The 17,427-nt window shown below is 62.3% G+C and carries 16 protein-coding genes; 6 read left to right on the top strand and 10 right to left on the bottom strand.

Annotation, left to right across the window (positions count from 1 at the left end):
- Positions 1 to 141 precede the first annotated feature (141 nt).
- The 3 genes from M5B98_RS16375 to M5B98_RS16385 all read right to left on the bottom strand — a co-directional run bounded on the left by M5B98_RS16375 (position 142) and on the right by M5B98_RS16385 (position 3,075).
- A complete protein-coding gene (locus tag M5B98_RS16375; protein WP_085712503.1) occupies positions 142 to 927 on the bottom strand; it encodes a sulfite exporter TauE/SafE family protein in 786 nt (261 codons plus the stop codon).
- A 102-nt stretch (positions 928 to 1,029) separates the two neighbouring features.
- Positions 1,030 to 2,244 (bottom strand): MFS transporter, encoded by a 1,215-nt coding sequence (locus tag M5B98_RS16380; RefSeq protein ID WP_248743261.1) that lies wholly within the window; start codon positions 2,242 to 2,244, stop codon positions 1,030 to 1,032.
- 81 nt (positions 2,245 to 2,325) lie between these two features.
- Positions 2,326 to 3,075 carry a hypothetical protein gene (locus M5B98_RS16385; protein ID WP_119428042.1) on the bottom strand — a complete coding sequence of 250 codons (750 nt, stop codon included), beginning with the start codon at positions 3,073 to 3,075 and terminating at the stop codon, positions 2,326 to 2,328.
- Positions 3,076 to 3,320: 245 nt separating this feature from the next.
- Between M5B98_RS16385 and M5B98_RS16390 the strand changes: the two genes are divergently transcribed.
- From M5B98_RS16390 to M5B98_RS16400, 3 genes are all read left to right on the top strand, one after another.
- On the top strand, positions 3,321 to 4,469 hold the full coding sequence (locus tag M5B98_RS16390) for an aldose epimerase family protein (RefSeq protein WP_248743262.1): 1,149 nt from the start codon (positions 3,321 to 3,323) through the stop codon (positions 4,467 to 4,469).
- Between the two features lie 90 nt (positions 4,470 to 4,559).
- Positions 4,560 to 5,381 (top strand): aldo/keto reductase, encoded by an 822-nt coding sequence (locus M5B98_RS16395; protein ID WP_248743263.1) that lies wholly within the window; start codon positions 4,560 to 4,562, stop codon positions 5,379 to 5,381.
- A 29-nt stretch (positions 5,382 to 5,410) separates the two neighbouring features.
- Entirely contained in the window at positions 5,411 to 5,881 is a 471-nt protein-coding gene (locus M5B98_RS16400; RefSeq protein WP_085712507.1) for a DUF1810 domain-containing protein, read from the top strand.
- Here the strand turns inward: M5B98_RS16400 and M5B98_RS16405 are convergent.
- Positions 5,846 to 8,206: a DNA polymerase II gene (locus M5B98_RS16405; RefSeq protein WP_248743264.1), complete on the bottom strand. Its 2,361-nt coding sequence runs from the start codon at positions 8,204 to 8,206 to the stop codon at positions 5,846 to 5,848. The two genes, M5B98_RS16400 and M5B98_RS16405, sit on opposite strands and share 36 nt — an antisense overlap.
- Positions 8,207 to 8,394: 188 nt before the next feature.
- Here M5B98_RS16405 and M5B98_RS16410 point away from each other — a divergent pair, with 188 nt between their 5' ends.
- Entirely contained in the window at positions 8,395 to 8,835 is a 441-nt protein-coding gene (locus tag M5B98_RS16410) for a CBS domain-containing protein (RefSeq protein WP_085712511.1), read from the top strand.
- A 12-nt stretch (positions 8,836 to 8,847) separates the two neighbouring features.
- Here the strand turns inward: M5B98_RS16410 and M5B98_RS16415 are convergent, their stop codons facing one another.
- Positions 8,848 to 9,471 carry a glutathione S-transferase N-terminal domain-containing protein gene (locus M5B98_RS16415; protein ID WP_248743265.1) on the bottom strand — a complete coding sequence of 208 codons (624 nt, stop codon included), beginning with the start codon at positions 9,469 to 9,471 and terminating at the stop codon, positions 8,848 to 8,850.
- An 88-nt stretch (positions 9,472 to 9,559) separates the two neighbouring features.
- Entirely contained in the window at positions 9,560 to 10,648 is a 1,089-nt protein-coding gene (locus tag M5B98_RS16420; protein ID WP_248743266.1) for a DUF1615 domain-containing protein, read from the bottom strand.
- A 184-nt stretch (positions 10,649 to 10,832) separates the two neighbouring features.
- Here M5B98_RS16420 and M5B98_RS16425 point away from each other — a divergent pair, with 184 nt between their 5' ends.
- Complete coding sequence (locus tag M5B98_RS16425) at positions 10,833 to 12,368, top strand: FAD-dependent oxidoreductase (protein WP_248743267.1); 1,536 nt, start codon at positions 10,833 to 10,835, stop codon at positions 12,366 to 12,368.
- A gap of 4 nt (positions 12,369 to 12,372) precedes the next feature.
- Here M5B98_RS16425 and hemB read toward each other — a convergent pair whose 3' ends face one another.
- Positions 12,373 to 13,347: a porphobilinogen synthase gene (hemB, locus tag M5B98_RS16430; RefSeq protein ID WP_003223551.1), complete on the bottom strand. Its 975-nt coding sequence runs from the start codon at positions 13,345 to 13,347 to the stop codon at positions 12,373 to 12,375.
- Between the two features lie 144 nt (positions 13,348 to 13,491).
- Positions 13,492 to 14,190: a glutathione binding-like protein gene (locus M5B98_RS16435; RefSeq protein WP_248743268.1), complete on the bottom strand. Its 699-nt coding sequence runs from the start codon at positions 14,188 to 14,190 to the stop codon at positions 13,492 to 13,494.
- A gap of 295 nt (positions 14,191 to 14,485) precedes the next feature.
- Here M5B98_RS16435 and M5B98_RS16440 point away from each other — a divergent pair, with 295 nt between their 5' ends.
- Complete coding sequence (locus M5B98_RS16440) at positions 14,486 to 15,160, top strand: histidine phosphatase family protein (protein ID WP_248743269.1); 675 nt, start codon at positions 14,486 to 14,488, stop codon at positions 15,158 to 15,160.
- Between the two features lie 31 nt (positions 15,161 to 15,191).
- On the opposite strand, the gene mnmH is transcribed toward M5B98_RS16440, so the two are convergent.
- Positions 15,192 to 16,295 (bottom strand): tRNA 2-selenouridine(34) synthase MnmH, encoded by a 1,104-nt coding sequence (mnmH, locus tag M5B98_RS16445; protein ID WP_248743270.1) that lies wholly within the window; start codon positions 16,293 to 16,295, stop codon positions 15,192 to 15,194.
- Positions 16,295 to 17,329 (bottom strand): selenide, water dikinase SelD, encoded by a 1,035-nt coding sequence (selD, locus tag M5B98_RS16450; protein WP_085712520.1) that lies wholly within the window; start codon positions 17,327 to 17,329, stop codon positions 16,295 to 16,297. The genes mnmH and selD overlap by 1 nt, the downstream gene beginning before the upstream one ends.
- Positions 17,330 to 17,427: the final 98 nt, after the last annotated feature.

Here is a 17,427-nt window from a genome sequence, read left to right on the forward strand (position 1 = left end):
AATATGTTTCGCCTTGTTCAAAGCGTAGGTCAGCAACGATTTTGCGCAACCGGACGGGCGCGATCCTGTCGCCCCTTTGTTTACCTTTCATGACCGCCCCGGAGCGACTGTCGAGCCTGCCGGGTCATGTCGGCACGCGGATCAGAACGCCAGCTTGTAACCGATCAACACCAGCATCGTCGCCAGGCACGGGCGCAGCAGTTCATCGGAGACCCGACCGGTCAGGTGACTGCCGAGCCAGATGCCCGGCAACGAACCCACCAGCAGGAAGCCCAGCACGCCCCAGTCCATGTTGCCCATGCTGGCGTGGCCGAGGCCGGCGACCAAAGTCAGCGGTACGGCGTGGGCGATTTCGGTGCCGACCAGGCGGCGGGTCGGCAGCAGCGGATAGAGGATGAACAGCGCGACGGTGCCGAGGGCGCCGGCGCCGATGGAGGTCAGGGCGACCATGGTGCCGAGGATCAGGCCGGTGATCACCGTCATGATATTCAAGCGAGTGCCGCTGGGGTTGTAGTTGCCGCCGGCGCGTTTGTGGGCGAATTCCAGCAGGCGCTTCTTGAACAGAATCGCCATCGCCGTGGCAAACAGCACGTAGCCCAGCGCCTGCTTGATGATGGCGTTCATCGCATCCGGCGCGGTGTGCAGGGTGCTGAGGAACCACAGCGTCATCGCCACCGCCGGGACACTGCCCAGGGTCAGCCAGCCGGTGATGGCCCAATCGATGTTCTTGTTCTTCCTGTGCACCAGCACGCCGCTGGACTTGGTAATGGCGGCGTACAGCAGGTCAGTGCCCACCGCCGTGGCCGGGTTGATACCGAACCACAGCAGGATCGGCGTCATCAACGAACCGCCGCCGACACCGGTCATGCCGACGATAAAGCCCACCACCAGCCCGGCAATCACCAGGCCGAAATTTGCCAATTCCATGAAGACATCCAGAAGACGACAGGAAAAATCTGGCCCGCAGCATAGCGATTTTTCTTATAACCACCTATATCGATCCGATCTATCGTTATGCCATTTCGTGCTTCAGTGTTGCCGTCGGCCAGGTTTGAAACTGTGGGTGGAATTGATCCACACCGTGGCCAGAGCGATCAGCGACAAAATCAACAGCGCCCACGGAAACGACATCGCCCCCGCTCGGTCCAGCAGCAGCCCGCCAAACAATCCGCCGCCGGCAATCGCCACGTTCCACGAGGTGGTGAGCATCGCCTGCACCACATCGACATGTTCACCGGCAGAGTCCGCTGCGGCGGTGAGCAGCAACGTTGCCGAACCGCCGAACGACAATCCCCACACCGCCATGCAGGCATAAATCAGCCACGGCGAAGGCGCGGCCAGCGCCAGCACCAGTGCGGTCACGGCAAACACCGCGAGACTGATCAGCGCCAGCCCGCGCAGCCAGCGATCCACCAGCAGGCCGATGATCCAGATCCCCAGCAGCGAGCACAGACCGAACACCAGCAGCACCAGATCGACACGCTCGCCAAGACCGGCCTGCATCAGGAACGGCGCGATGTAGGTGTAGAGAATGTTGTGGCCGAGCATCCAGGTCAGCACCACGAACAGTACCGGGCGCACGCCGGGCAAGCGCAGCGATTGCATCAGCGGCAAACGTTCGGCACGGGCCTGCCCCGGACGATCCGGCACTGCGATGACGATCCACGCCGCCAACACCAGAGCCAGTGCCGACATGATCCCGAACGAGGCGCGCCAGCCGATCACATTGCCCAGCCAGGTGCCGGCCGGCGTGCCCAGCGACAACGCCACCGGGGTACCGAGCATGGCAATCGCCAGCGCCCGGCCCTGCTGATGCACCGGCACGATCCCGCGCGCGTAACCGGCCATGATCCCCCAGGAAAGCCCTGCCGCCATCCCGGCCAGAAACCGCGACGCCAGGGTCACGCCGTAATGAGTGGAAAACGTGGTGACGGTGTTGAACAGCAGAAACCCGCCAACCGTCATCAGCAGCACCCGCTTGCGCCCCCAGCCTCGGGTGGCGACCGTCAGCGGAATCGCCGCGACAATCGAGCCCAGTGCATACAGCGTCACCAGTTGCCCGGCCAGCACTTCGCTGACGCCCAGGCCGGCGCCAATCTGCGGCAACAGACCGGCCGGCAGGGTTTCGGTGAGGATGGCGATGAAGCCGGTCATGGCAAACGCCAGCAACGCGGCGTAAGGCAGTTTGTCGGTGCGGGTAGCCCTTTCCAGGCTCGTGAATTCGGCGCTTGCGGGGTCGGTCATGACAGGTGCAGCTCCCTTTGAGTCAAATCGGACGAAAGATTGTATACAAATCTTGCCGTCCGCCACTCTACCCGACTCGGCTCACTGCACTGGCAAAAAATTCAAAAACAGCAGGCTCTGGGCGTAGTTCAGCCCGATGCGCCGGTAGCGCTCGTCCAGCATCTGGGTCAGCAGATCCAGGCGCGCCACGACTTTGCCGAACTCCGTGGCGAAACTCAGGTTGCTGCCCTCTTCTGAAATTTCGTTGGAGAACAGCAGCGGCTGGCCTTCTTTGTTCTGTCGCTGGGCGAGGATCCACGTGGCTTTTTCGATGTTGCGCGCGGCGTTGTTGACGAAGGTCGGGTTGATCGCATCGGTCATGTAGAACTCGGTGCGATTGCCGTGGGCGGTGACCAGCATGCTGCCGATGGCATAGATGAAGGCGCCGACCCGGTCACCGAGGAACTCCGGGCTCATGGCGTAACTCAGTGCCGCCAGATCTTTTTTGCCGCCAAGGGTCGGCAGCGGTTGCTGCTGCTCAATGGCCAACCGTACCTGCTTGACCGCCGTGCGAATGTCGAGGAAACCGGATTTGCGCAACTCATCCGGGTTGCGCAGATACAACTTGCCCATCAAGCGATAGAGGCTGTCGAGGTTATCGCGCATCGCCAGGGTGGCCATACGGTCGACGCTGGTCTGGAGAAATTCCTGCGGCCTGCCCTCGCGCATCTGGCTGATGAAATTGTTGCCGTCCTGATGGCTGCAAGCGCCGAGCAACAGCGTCGACAGGCAGGCCAGCAACAGGCACGGGCGATGAATGAATGCAGCGATGTGAGGCAAAACTCTCGGCATGAATTCTTTGACGGACACGTTCCTGTGCGGCGGGAGTCACCGCAACCTGGCCATGGATAGAGCCGGGGATTGCGCAAAAGTGCAGTGCCGCAGCGGTTTCCCGACTTTCGGCGTTTGATGAATCACTATTTAGTCCGACTTTATTTTTGCAATAACCGTTTAATCGTCTATAAATTTTCACTCGAACGATAATTAGCATGACTATTTAGTGATTTTGAAAACAACAACAAAAAGGAAGGTCAACCATGCTTCAATCCCGACACTCACTCTGCGGCCTCGGACTGTCCCTGATGATCGCCACCCTCCCCGCCCAGGCCGCCGGCCTGTCCAGCGAACACAAAGCCTTCGGCAAAACCAATGACGGCACGCCCGTCGAGCAATACATCCTGCGCAACAGCCACGGCATGCAGGCCACGGTCATCACCTACGGCGCGACCTTGCAGGCGCTGCAGGTGCCGGACAAACACGGCAAGCTCGACGACATCGTCCTCGGTTTCGACGATGTGCAGGGTTACCAGAAAGGCACCGCGTACTTCGGCGCAACCATCGGCCGCTTCGGCAATCGCCTGGCCGATGGCGCCTTCGAGCTCGACGGCAAACGCTATCAAGTGCCGCAGAACGACAAGACCAATGCCTTGCACGGCGGCACTCAGGGTTTCGACAAGAAGGTCTGGAAGGCACAGGAAACCAAGGACAAGGATTCGGTGGGCGTGACCCTGACGTATCTGTCGGCGGATGGCGAAATGGGTTTCCCCGGCAACCTCACCACCGAAGTGACCTACCGCCTCACCGACAGCAACGAACTGCGCATCGACTACAAGGCCAGCACCGACAAACCGACAGTGCTCAACCTGACCAACCACAGCTACTTCAACCTCGCCGGCGCCGGCAACGGCGACATCCTCAAGCAAGTCGCCACCCTGCACGCCAGCCACTACACCCCGGTCACCGCCAAACTGATCCCGACCGGCGAACTGGCCCCAGTGGCCGGCACGCCGATGGACTTCACCAAACCCACCGCCATCGGCCAGCACATCAAGGCCGATCACCCGCAGCTGAAATTCGCCGAACCGCAACACGGCGGTTTCGATTTCAACTGGGCGCTGGACACCAAGGGTGACGTCAGCAAACTCGCCGCCGAAGTCAGCGACCCGCAATCCGGCCGCCACCTCCAGCTGTACACCAATGAACCCGGCGTGCAGTTCTACACCAGCAACTTCCTCGACGGCACGGTCAAGGGCAAGGGCGGCAAGGTCTATCCGCACTGGGGCGCGTTCACCCTGGAGACCCAGCACTACCCGGACTCGCCGAACCAGCCGAACTTCCCGAGCACCCGGCTGGATCCGGGACAGACCTACACCCAGAGCGTGGTGTTGAAGTTCTCCGCGAAGTAGCCACCCTCGCCTCCTTTCTGGAACCGGACGGAACCCGTGGGCTATCCTGCTGCCCACCAAGGTATCGACCGTTTCGGAAAGGAGGTTTGAATGCGTACCCTCGAACTGGCTGGCGTGCAGGTTCCGGTGATTGGCCAGGGCACCTGGCGCATGGGCGAAGACCGCTCGGCGCACAAGCGTGAAGTGGCGGCCCTGCGCAGCGGCATCGAGCTGGGCATGACCCTGATCGACACCGCCGAAATGTACGCCGAGGGCGGTGCCGAAAGCGTGGTCGGCGAAGCCATCGCCGGCCTGCGTGATCAGGTGTTCCTGGTCAGCAAGGTCTACCCGCACAACGCCAGCCGCAAAGGCATTCCCCAGGCGTGCGAGCGCAGCCTGCGCCGGCTCGACACCGATTACATCGACCTCTATCTGTTGCACTGGCGCGGCCAGTATCCGCTGGACGAAACTGTCGAGGCCTTCGAGCGCCTGCGCGAGGACGGCAAGATCGGTCGCTGGGGCGTGTCGAACTTCGACGTGGACGACCTCGAAGAACTGTCTTCATCGGCCTGTGCGACCAATCAGGTGCTGTACAACCTGGAAGAGCGCGGCATCGAATTCGACCTGCTGCCGTGGTGCCAGCAACAGCGCATGCCACTGATGGCGTACTGCCCGATCGGCCAGGGCGGTGCGATGCTCGCCGAGCCGGTGCTGAAACAGATTGCCGCTCGTCACGGCGTGACCCCGGCACAGGTTTCGCTGGCGTGGGTTCTACGTCAGGATGGGGTGATTGCGATTCCCAAGGCCGTGCGCCCGGAACACGTGCAGCTCAATGCACAAGCGGCGCAGCTGCAACTCGATGCCGGGGATCTGGCGGCGCTGGACCAGGCGTTTCACGCGCCACAACGCAAGCAGCGGCTGGCCATGGTCTGAGCCACCGCCGACTGACAGAGGGCTTCGCCATGAGAAGCACTGATCAGGACGATCCATTCAACCTGCAACGTTTCGTGCTCGCCCAGGACCCAGTGTTCGAACGGGTCCAGCGCGAGCTCGGCGAGGGCCGCAAACGCAGCCACTGGATGTGGTTTGTGTTCCCGCAGTTCGCCGGGCTCGGCGGCAGCGAGATGTCCCGGCGCTTCGCCATCGGCTCCGCCGGGGAAGCCCGGGCCTATCTGGCCCATGAGCTGCTCGGCGCCCGGCTGCGCACCTGCGCGCAGCTTGTGCTCAATGTGCCGCAGCGTTCGATTGCCGAAATTTTCGGCCACCCGGACGACCTGAAATTCCACTCATCGATGACCCTGTTCGCCCAGTTCGCGGACGACGACAGCCTCTGGCATCAGGCGCTGGAGCGCTACTTCCACGGCATTCAGGACGAATGGACCCTGCAGTTGCTGGACTCAAAACAGGCCCAGTTGCCCCCCGATCAGGGTTGAGAAGTCGTCGTCGACAAACGGCAGGATCGCATCCGCCACCGGTTGCAGCTGGCGGGTGATGTAGTGGTCGTAGTCGATGGCCGCGCGGCGTACTTCCAGCGGCTCGGGGCCGGCCAGGGTGATGACGTAACTGATCCAGCCGCCGTTCTGGTATTGCCGCGGGCGACCGTGCTCTGCGTTGTAATCGTCAGCCAGTCGCGCCGCCCGAACATGCGGCGGAACGTTGCGTTCGTAGTCGTCGAGGGTGCGGCGCAGACGCTTGCGGTAGACCAGTCGCTCGTCGAACTCGCCGGCCAACGTCTTGCGCACGTATTCACGCACGTAATCCTGATACGGCTTGCGCTGGAAGATCTTCTCGTACAGTTCCTGCTGGAATTGCCGGGCCAGCAGCGACCAGTCGGTGCGCACGGTTTCCAGGCCTTTGTAGACCATTTCTTCGCTACCGTCGGCGCGGGTCACCAGACCGGCGTAGCGTTTTTTGCTGCCCTCCTCGGCGCCGCGAATGGTCGGCATCAGGAAGCGTTTGTAGTGAGTTTCGAACTGCAATTCGAGGGCGCTTTCCAACCCGTATTGCTCGCGCACGTGCTCGCGCCACCAGTCGTTGACGTGCGCAACCAATGCCCGGCCGATTTGCGCTGCCTCCTCCTGACCGTGGGGGCGACGCAGCCAGACGAATGTCGAGTCGGTATCGCCATAGATCACCGCATGCCCCTGGGCCTCGATCAACTGCCGGGTGCGCAGCATGATCTCGTGGCCGCGCAGGGTGATCGACGACGCCAGCCGCGTATCGAAAAACCGGCAACCGCTGGAACCGAGCACGCCGTAGAAGGCGTTCATGATGATCTTCAACGCCTGGGACAACGGCGCGTTGTGCTCGCGTTTGGCAGTCTCGCGGCCCTCGGCGACACGGGCAACGATGGATGGCAGGCAATGCCGGGTGCGCGAGAACCGCGCACCGCGAAAGCCCGGCACCGAATGGCTGTCGTCAGGATGCTGCAAACCTTCGACCAGCCCCACCGGGTCGATCAGAAAGGTGCGGATGATCGACGGATAAAGGCTCTTGTAGTCGAGCACCAGCACCGATTCGTACAGCCCCGGCTGCGAGTCCATGACAAACCCGCCGGGGCTGGCCTGCGGTGGATTGGTGCCAAGGTTCGGCGCCACAAAACCCTGACGGTGCATCAACGGCATGTACAAATGGGTGAACGCCGCCACCGAACCACCGCTGCGATCCGCCGGCAGGCCGGTGACGCTGGCGCGCTCCAGCAAGAACTTCAGCAGCTCGGTTTTGGCGAAGATCCGCGTGACCAGCTCGCAGTCCTTGAGGTTGTACTTGGCCAGCGCCGGTTTGTCCTCGGCAAACATGCGGTTGATCTCGTCCATGCGCTGGTACGGGTTGTCGATCGACTTGCCCTCGCCGAGCAACGTCTGGGCGACGTTCTCCAGGCTGAACGACGGGAAACTCCAGGTCGCCGAACGCAGGGATTCGATGCCATCGATGATCAACCGCCCCGCCGCTGCCGCGAAGTAATGATTGCGGCTGCCGTGCTCGCGCCATTGCATTTCCTCGCCGCCGCGCCCGAGCTTGAGCGGCACGCCGAGGCGCCGGGCGTGTTCATGGAGGATGCGCAGGTCGAACTGCACGAGGTTCCAGCCGATGATCGCGTCGGGGTCATGGCGGGCGAACCAGTCGTTGAGTTTCTTCAGGATCAGGGTGCGCGATTCGCAGTACTCAAGATCGTAGTCGACAAGGCTGTCATCACCGTTCGGTGCGCCGAGCATGTACACCTGTCGCTCACCGCAGCCTTCCAGCGCGATGGAGTACAGCTCGCCCTGCTCGGTGGTTTCGATGTCCAGCGAGACCAGTCGCAGTTGCGGACGATAGTCGGGTGAAGGCTTGAGGTGGGCGTCGAGCAGCACACCATCGGCATCGGGCGTGCCGCTGAACCACACCGGCGCCGTGATGAAACGCTCCATCAAGTAGCGCTCGGGCGGTCGCACGTCGGCTTCGAAGACATCGATACCGTGACGGTTGAGCGCCGTTTCCAGGCGCATCAACTGCCCGTGTTGCTGGCAATACAGCCCGAGTACCGGGCGATGTTCGAAATCCTGCAGGGCCAAGGGGCGCAGTTCGACGTTCTTTTCGTCCGCCAGCACCCGCTCCGCCTGCTCGCGCTGCGCCACCGGGATGAACGCCACCGATGGCTGATGCGGCAGGCGTACGCGGCGCGGCCCGGCGTCGGTCGCCAGCCAGAACTCGACTTCGGTGCCGGCCGGGGTGTCACGCCAATGCCGGGTCAGGACGAAGCCCTGCTGTAAATCCACCACTGCGACCTCAAGAATTGATTCAGACAGGCATTCTACGCGGCATTGCCGCCTCCGGTGGCAAAGGCCTCGTCAGGAAAAAACCCTCAAATGACGTTTTTTGCGTGTTATCTGCCGTTTTGCGACCTTGCTCTGTGCGCCACGGTCTACGATGCTTGGAGAACAACGACAACACCTGAGTAACCGCCATGAAAACCGTCGCCCAGCTGCTCAAGCTCAAAGATCAGAAAAATCAGGAAGTGCACCAGATCAAGCCCGATCACATGGTGCTCGAAGCGCTGATGAAGATGGCCGAAAAAAACGTCGGCGCCTTGCTCGTGGTGGAGGACGAAAAAGTGGTGGGCATCATCAGCGAGCGTGATTACGCACGCAAGCTGGTGCTGCACGGGCGCTCGTCAGTCGGCACCCCGGTACGAGACATCATGGTCGCGAACGTGATCACGGTGGACACCCACCAGACCGTCGACACCTGCCTGAGCATCATGTCCGACAAACGCCTGCGTCACTTGCCGGTGGTGGAAAACGGCAAGCTGCTGGGCCTGCTGTCGATCGGCGACCTGGTCAAGGAAGCGATTGCCGAACAGGCCGAGCTGATCAAACAGCTGGAGCAGTACATTCGCGGGGAGTGATCGGCCGAAGTCTCAAGCAGGCCAATGTCTTGCAAAGACCGGCGCCAGCACCGGGTGCCGGTCGATGCGTTGCAGCCACGCATAAAACCCCGGCCGGGCCTGACGCAGGTGTTCGCGGGTGCCGGCCCAACGCGTCACCACTGCCGCCAACACATCCAGCGCACCCGGTGTTTCATCGTCCAGGTACAGCTCGGCGGAAAACTGGTCGGCGAACACCTCCCACATCCAGTGCAATCGCTCACGGGCGCCGGCCATCAGGTTCTGCCGCGAGGCTTCGTCCGGCATCACCAGCCAGCGTTCGGGGTAATCAATGACGCCGATGGCCCCGTAGCAATTGCTGACGATGTACACCAGTCCACGAATGGCCTGGTCACGGTCAGCGGTATCGGCCGGCAGCAAGCCAGACTTGGGAAAGCTCAGCCCCAGGTGAATCAGGATCGCCGCGCTTTCGGTCAGTGCGCTGCCATCGGGTAGTTGCAGGGTCGGAATCTGCTTGAGCGGATTGAGCCTGGCCAGCTCCTGCGCCGCTTCGGCGCTGGCTTCGGTGTCGATGAAGCGATAAGCGATCTGACACAGTTCGAGCGCCGCCTCGATGGCCGCCGCCCCTGAATTCCTGTGGCCGTAAAGTTGATACATGTTCCCCCCTCTAAATAGCGACTCTCCGTCTGCTCAGGAGTGTAGAAGGCGCGGCGGATATCGCCGCCGCGAGCCGATGACTGAAGCGTCAATCCCGGGCCATGCAACGCCGATAACGCTCATCGACCCGTTTGGCAAACCACGCGGTGGTCAGTTTGCGGGTGATCTTCGGGCTTTGCAGGACAATCCCCGGCAGCACCGCCCGGGGCAATGATTTGCCTTCGGCCTTGTCCGCCAGTTCGAAAACCCGTTGATACAGCTTGGTCTCCTCGAATCCCAGGGTGTTGCCTTTCTCCAGTTGCTCGCGGATCACCGGATTGCGCATGCCCAATGACTTGCCAAGCTTGCGCACCGCCAGTTCGGTGGTGCCCGGCATGATCGAGTCATAGCGGATCAGGTCGCCATCCAGCGCCAGCGGCACACCCGACACACGACTGACCGCATTCTGAAACGCCGCATTGCGACTGGCGTACCACCCCGCATTGAAGTCGGCGAAACGATACAGCGGTTCGCGATAACTCACCGGGTAACCCAGCAAATGGGCAATGCCGAAGTACATGCCGCCTCGGCGAGTGAACACTTCGTGGCGAATCGTGCCGTTCACCGGATACGGATAACCCTTGGCGTGCTGCTCGGCGAATTCGATGCTGACCTGCATCGGGCCGGCGGTGTGCACCGGGTTGAAGCCGCCAAACAGCGTGCGCCCCATCGGCACCATGCCGATGAAGTCATCGAAAATCGCGCTCAGGTCTTTCTCGGTGCGTGCCGCGCTCAGGCGTTCGCTGTAGCTCTTGCCGTTGGGCGAGCGCACCTGCAAGGCGCCGCTGACCAGCAGGCTCGGGATGTGCACTTTTGCAGCTCGCCGGTCGATCTCGTCGCGGGCGATCTTGCCCAGGCCGGGCACTGGCGGATCGACCTGAAAGTTGGACTCCTGCTCGGCGACGGCCAGCACCGAACACAGGTTTTGCGTGGTCGGACTGATGCCCTGGGCGGCGAACGCGGTGTAGATGTCCGTGGCCCAGCCCTGGCGGTCGGCGGTCTTCGCCGGCAGCAGGCGCACGATCTGCGCCTTGACCTCGGCCGGCGGGCGCGGGGCCGGTTCCTGGCTGCGCTGCCCGGCGCAACCGGCCAGCACCAGCAGCGCGGCGAGGCTGAGAAATAATCGAGGGCTTTGCATAACGCTCCATGAAGTCCGTTGAGCCGTGTTTACCCTACGCTCAATCCCGGGTTGCAGGATAGGACTGCGGGCCGGCGATGCTGTTCCATCGTCCCGTTTGGCAGGCCAACTGGCCGTGACCGCCTGCTGATCCATACTTGCTGCTGCACACTCAGTGGCAAAGGGCACGCGAGGAGGACAGACCATGAACCGCAGTGACGTTCTGATCATCGGCGCGGGCCCCACCGGACTGGTACTGGCCCTGTGGCTGAGCAAACTGGGCGTGCGCGTGCGCATCCTCGACAAGACCTCCGGCCCCGGCACCACCTCGCGGGCGCTGGCGGTGCAGGCGCGAACGCTTGAACTGTATCGGCAACTGGACCTCGCCGAAGCCGTGGTGCGCAATGGGCATCGGGTGGCGGCGGCAAATTTCTGGGTCAAGGGCAAATCCGTGGCGCAGTTGCCGCTCAACCGTATAGGCGAAGGACTGACGCCGTATGCCTTTCTGGAAATCTACCCGCAGGACGAACACGAGCGACTGCTGATTGACCGCCTCGAAGACTACGACGTGACCGTCGAGCGCAACACGACGCTGGAGAGCTTCACGGAAAACGGTGACGGCCTCACCGCCCATTTGCGTCTGCCGGATGGTGAACAGGAGATTTGCCAGGCCTGCTATCTGGCGGGTTGTGACGGCGCCCGGTCGGTGGTGCGCAAGACCCTCGACACCGGTTTTCCCGGTGGCACCTATCAGCAGATTTTTTACGTCGCCGACGTAAAGGCCAGCGGCCCGGCGCTCAACGGCGAGCTGCATCTGGATCTGGATGAGGCGGATTTTCTCGCGGTGTTCCCGCTGGCCGGCGAAGGCCGCGCGCGACTGATCGGCACGGTGCGCGACGAACGTGCGGAGCGCGCCGAAACCCTGGAATTTTCCGACGTCAGCAGCCGCGCCATCGAACACTTGAACGTGCACATCGAAGACGTCAACTGGTTCTCCACCTACCGCGTGCATCATCGGGTGGCGGATCACTTTCGCAAGGGCCGGGCGTTTCTGCTTGGCGACGCGGCCCACGTGCACAGCCCCGCCGGCGGTCAGGGCATGAACACCGGCATCGGCGATGCGATCAATCTGGCGTGGAAACTCGCGGCGGTGCTCGGCGGCGCAGCCACGCCAAAGTTGCTCGACAGCTACGAAACCGAGCGCATCGCCTTCGCCCGGCGGCTGGTGTCGACTACCGACAAAGTCTTCAGTTTTGTGACTGCCGAGGGCCGTATGGCCGACCTGTTGCGCACACGGCTGGCACCGTTCGTGATCCCGAAAATGGCCTCATTCGAGACCAGCCGCGAATTCCTGTTTCGCACGGTGTCGCAAATCACCGTCAACTATCGGGGCATGGCATTGAGCGAAGGCGTGGCCGGGCACGTCCACGGCGGCGACCGCTTGCCGTGGGCCCATGATGGCGAGGGGGACAATTACGAACCGTTGCGCAACCCGTGCTGGCAGGTGCATGTGTACGGCGACACCAGCGACGAGATGATTGCCTGGTGCAATGAACATCACCTGCCGCTGCACGTGTTCGACTGGCGCCCGGCGTTCGAAACGGCGGGACTGGGGCGCAACGGCTTTTACCTGCTGCGCCCGGATACTTACGTGGCGATTGCCGACAACAGCGCGGATCCGAAGGTGATCGAACGGTACTTTCGCGATCACGGGATCCGGCCGTTTTTCAATTGCCCCTGAAAGATCAGATCCCGGCCAGCGCCAGGTCCATCGCGAAGTAAGTGAAGATCAGGTCCGCACCGGCGCGTTTGATTGCACCGAGGCTTTCGCGCACCACGCGGTCTTCGTCGATGGCCCCGGCCTGGGCGCCGAACTTGATCATCGCGTACTCGCCGCTGACCTGATACGCCGACAACGGCAGGTTCGAGGCTTCGCGGATGTCGCGGATGATGTCGAGGTACGCACCGGCCGGTTTGACCATCAGCGCATCGGCGCCTTCCTGCTCGTCGAGCAATGATTCGCGCAGGGCTTCGCGGCGGTTCATCGGGTTCATCTGATAGCTTTTGCGATCGCCCTTCAGCGCGCTGCCGCCGGCTTCGCGGAACGGGCCGTAGAGCGCCGAGGCGAATTTGGTCGAGTAGGCCATGATCGGAATCTGGGTGAAGCCGGCATCGTCCAGTGCCCGGCGAATCGCCCGCACCTGGCCGTCCATTGCCGCCGACGGCGCGATCACGTCGGCACCGGCACGGGCGGCGGCCACGGCTTGCTTGCCGAGGTTGATCAGGGTCTGGTCGTTGTCGACTTCATGGTTGTGCATCACGCCGCAATGGCCGTGGTCGGTGTACTCGCAGAAGCAGGTGTCGGACATCACGATCATTTCCGGCACCGCGTCCTTGGCGATCCGCGACATGCGCGAGACCAGGCCGTTTTCGCGCCAGGTGTCGCTGCCGTTGGCGTCCAGATGGTGGGACACGCCGAAGGTCATCACCGACTTGATCCCGGCACGGGCGTAGCGCTCGATCTCGCTGGCCAGTTTGCGCTCCGGAATGCGCATCACGCCGGGCATGCTCTTGATCGGCACGAAGTCGTCGATCTCTTCTTCGACGAAGATCGGCAGCACCAGATCGTTGAGCGAAAACTCGGTTTCCTGGAACAGGCTGCGCAGGCTCGCATTGCGGCGCAGACGGCGTGGACGTGCTTCGGGGAACTGACTGGACATGGGGCCTTTCCTGAAAAACGGGCAGATGAGACGAAAGTCGTAGGGGGCGAAGCTTATGCCTTGCGGGGGACGGGGTACAAACCTGGATCAATCAACAGTGCATTACCGGGCACGCAATAATCTGCGCACCCGGCTCAGATCGACTTATGAAGGGATGGTCAAACCGCGCACCACCGCCGGCCGCGCCAGAAAACGCTCCAGCACCCGGGTGACGTTCGGGAAGTCCTTGATGCCGACCAGATCGCCCGCCTCATAGAACCCGATCAGGTTGCGCACCCACGGGAACGTGGCGATGTCGGCGATGGTGTAGCGCTCGCCCATGATCCAGTCGCGTCCTTCGAGGCGGGTATTCAAGACGCTGAGCAGGCGTTTGCTTTCGTCGACGTAGCGGTCGCGGGGACGCTTGTCTTCGTAATCCTTGCCGGCGAATTTGTTGAAGAAGCCGAGCTGGCCGAACATCGGGCCGATGCCGCCCATCTGGAACATCAGCCACTGAATGGTTTCGTAGCGCAGTGCGCCTTCCTGGGCCAGCAACTGGCCGCTTTTGTCGGCGAGGTAAATCAGGATCGCGCCGGACTCGAACAACGGCAGTGGTTTGTCATCCGGGCCGTGAGGATCGAGGATCGCCGGGATCTTGTTGTTCGGGTTCAGCGACAGGAATTCCGGGGACATCTGATCGTTGGTGTCGAAGCCCACGCGGTGCGGCTCGTAGGGCAGACCAATCTCTTCGAGCATGATCGAGACCTTGACGCCGTTGGGGGTCGGCAAGGAATAGAGCTGAATCCAGTCAGGGTACTGCGCCGGCCATTTCTGGGTGATCGGGAACGCGGACAGATCGGTCATGAGTAGCATCCAGTCACAAAATGAAAGGCCTGAGCATAATCCACGTTTTTCGCTCTGGCTCGGGTTCTTTTTGTCCCGGCCAGCGGACTTACTTAAATCCGCAACATCCTGTCGTTAACCTGCCCTTCAGCCGTGCGGCGACGCCTTTAAAGTGTGCCCCGCCAAGCGGATCGAACCAAAGGCCTGCAGAGGGCTCCAAGGAAACCACTTAAGACAGGGAAAACACCCGGCCCCGGCAGCCTGCGGTGCAGAGGTTTGTCAGCCTTAACCGAACAGACTGAAGACCCTTTATTTCATGACGAACTTGCTGAAAGTCGCCAGACGCTTCAAACATCGCGCCTACGTTGCCCTGCCCTCGCTGCTGGCGATGAGCGCGCTGTTCCTGTCCCTCGAATCCAGCGAAAGCCGCGCGCAACCGGTGGACGGCACCCAGACCCTGATCTTCCTGCGTCACGGGGAAAAACCTGCCGGCGGCCTCGGCCAGCTCAACTGCCAGGGCCTGAATCGCGCCATCGAGCTGTCGACCCTGCTGCCGGAGAAATTCGGCAAGGCCGACTACGTATTCGCCGCCAACCCGACGCGCAACGTCGAGGAAGGCGAGCTGGACAACTCCTACAGCTACATTCGCCCGCTGATGACCATCAGCCCCGCCGCGATCAAGCTCGGTCTGCCGGTGAACATCGAGTTCTCGGCCAATGACACTAGCGATCTTGCCCGGGAACTGATCGCCGACAAGTACCACAACTCGATCATCTACACCGCGTGGTCCCACGGTTACCTGCCGGAGCTGATCAACAAGGTCGCCGGCAAGGCAGTGGGCGAGAAGCAGACCATCACCGAAGACTGGGAATCCGGCGACTATGACTCGCTGTACGTGCTGACCCTGACCTGGCACAACGGCAAGGCCAGCCTTCAGAGCCACAGCTACAAGCAGGGGCTGGACAACGGCAAGGTCACTTGCCCGACCTGAGTGCCTTGGAGCCCCTACCGGGGCTCTCGCTTCAGCGCTTCTGATTCAACCGCTGGCGCAGATACTCGATCACTGCCCCGCGCTCCCCGGCAAACTCGATCCGCGCGCCCTTCTTCTCGCGCTGAAACACATACATCGGGTCGTAATACTCACGCAGCAAGCCTTCGATCCAGCCCCGGTGCAAGTCCACCGAACCGCTGCGCCCCTGCTCGGCCAGTGCGTCTTCCATCAACAGCAACATCCGCCGGTGGCGTTCGCCGCCCAGACGTTTCTGCACATTGTTCAGGCTCTCAAGCAAGCGTTCAGAGAACAGCTCGAAACCTTGCTCGCCATGCACCGTCGAAAATTCGGCCGACAGGTCCACTACGTAATCCCGCAGAATCCGCTGCACCCTGTCGTCAAAACTGTCCTCCAGCCAGACCATCGGGTAGTGCTGCATGCCCTGATACAACGGCAGCGGCAGCGCGCAACTGCCCACCACCCGGCTCTCGTCTTCGAGTACGAACTGGTCGATACCGGCGTCGCGTTTCTTGAGGAAGTCGATGGCCAGGCGATTTTCGAAGTCGATGTTCGATGGCTGACCGGTGGCGCGCTTGCCGAAGCTGGAGCCGCGATGGTTGGCGTGGCCTTCCAGATCCAGGCTGTTGCGCAATTGCACCAGCAGTTCGGTCTTGCCGGTGCCGGTCATGCCGCCCAGCAGCACGAAATCACATTGGGTCAACGCTTGTTCAAGGGTGTCGATCAGGAAGTTGCGCAGGGCCTTGTAGCCGCCACCGATGCGCGGATAGTCGATCCCGGCCTCGCTCTTGAGCCACTGCTGGGTGATCTGCGAGCGCAGGCCACCGCGAAAGCAATAGAGATATCCGTCTGGATGGGCCCGGGCGAATTCGGCCCAAGCCTCGATGCGTTCGGCCTTCACCGCACCGGACACCAGATGGTGGCCCAGTTCGATGGCGGCCTGCTGGCCGTGCTGTTTGTAGCAGGTGCCGATCTTTTGCCGTTCGAGGTCATTCATCAGCGGCAGGTTGACCGCCCCGGGGAACGCGCCCTTGTGAAACTCGACCGGCGCGCGGGCATCCATCAGCGGCCGGTCGTTGAGGAAAATGTCGCGGTAATCGGTGCAGTCGCGGAGCATCAAATCACCTCGACTGCGTGGGTCTGTCGCTCGACCAGTTCGCCGATCGGCGCCAGATTCAGGCCCAGCTCTGCGGCCACTGCGAGGAATTCGGCGTTGCCTTCCGGGGTCACGGCCAGCAGCAGGCCGCCGCTGGTCTGCGGATCGCACAGCACCCGCTTGTGCAGTTCCTGCACACGGCCGAGCTTGCTTGAATAGCTGTCGAAATTGCGCAAGGTGCCGCCGGGGACACAGCCCTGATCAAGGTAGTACTCGACGCTGTCCAGACGCGGTACGCGGTCATAGGCGATGCGCGCGGTGAGGTGGCTGCCGTCGGCCATTTCCACCAGATGCCCAAGCAGCCCGAAACCGGTGACGTCGGTCATCGCGGTAACCCCGGACAACTTGCCGAAACGACTGCCGGGCTTGTTCAGCGTACACATCCAGTCCCGGGCCACGCCGATGTCGGCGTTACGCAGCTTGCCCTTCTTTTCCGCGGTGGTGAGGATGCCGATGCCCAGCGGTTTGGTCAGGTACAGCAGGCACCCGGCGGTGGCGGTGTCGTTGCGCTTCATGAAGCGCTTTTCCACCAGACCGGTGACGGCCAGGCCGAAGATCGGCTCCGGCGCATCGATCGAATGGCCACCGGCCAGGGGAATACCCGCCGCGTCGCACACCGCACGACCGCCGCGAATCACTTCCCGCGCCACTTCCGGCGCCAGCACATTGACCGGCCAGCCGAGGATGGCAATGGCCATCAACGGGTCACCGCCCATGGCGTAGATATCGCTGATGGCGTTGGTCGCGGCGATACGGCCGAAGTCGAACGGGTCATCGACGATCGGCATAAAGAAATCGGTGGTCGACACCACACCGCGTTCGGCATCGATTTCATACACCGCCGCGTCATCGCGCGAGGCGTTGCCGACCCACAGTTTCGGGTCGAGGTTCTGCGCGCCGCTGCCGGCGAGAATCACTTCCAGCACCTGCGGCGAAATCTTGCAGCCGCAACCGGCACCGTGGCTGTATTGGGTCAGACGGATGGGTTCGCTCATGGGGCAACCTCTGGCTGGGAATGGGGCGGATTCTAGCAGAGGGGATTGCCAAGCAAAAAAAACCGCCCTTTCGGGCGGTCAAAGTGCTTCGACCACGA

The organism is Pseudomonas sp. MWU12-3088 (genome assembly GCF_023242405.1).
Classification (GTDB): Bacteria; Pseudomonadota; Gammaproteobacteria; order Pseudomonadales; family Pseudomonadaceae; genus Aquipseudomonas; species Aquipseudomonas kribbensis.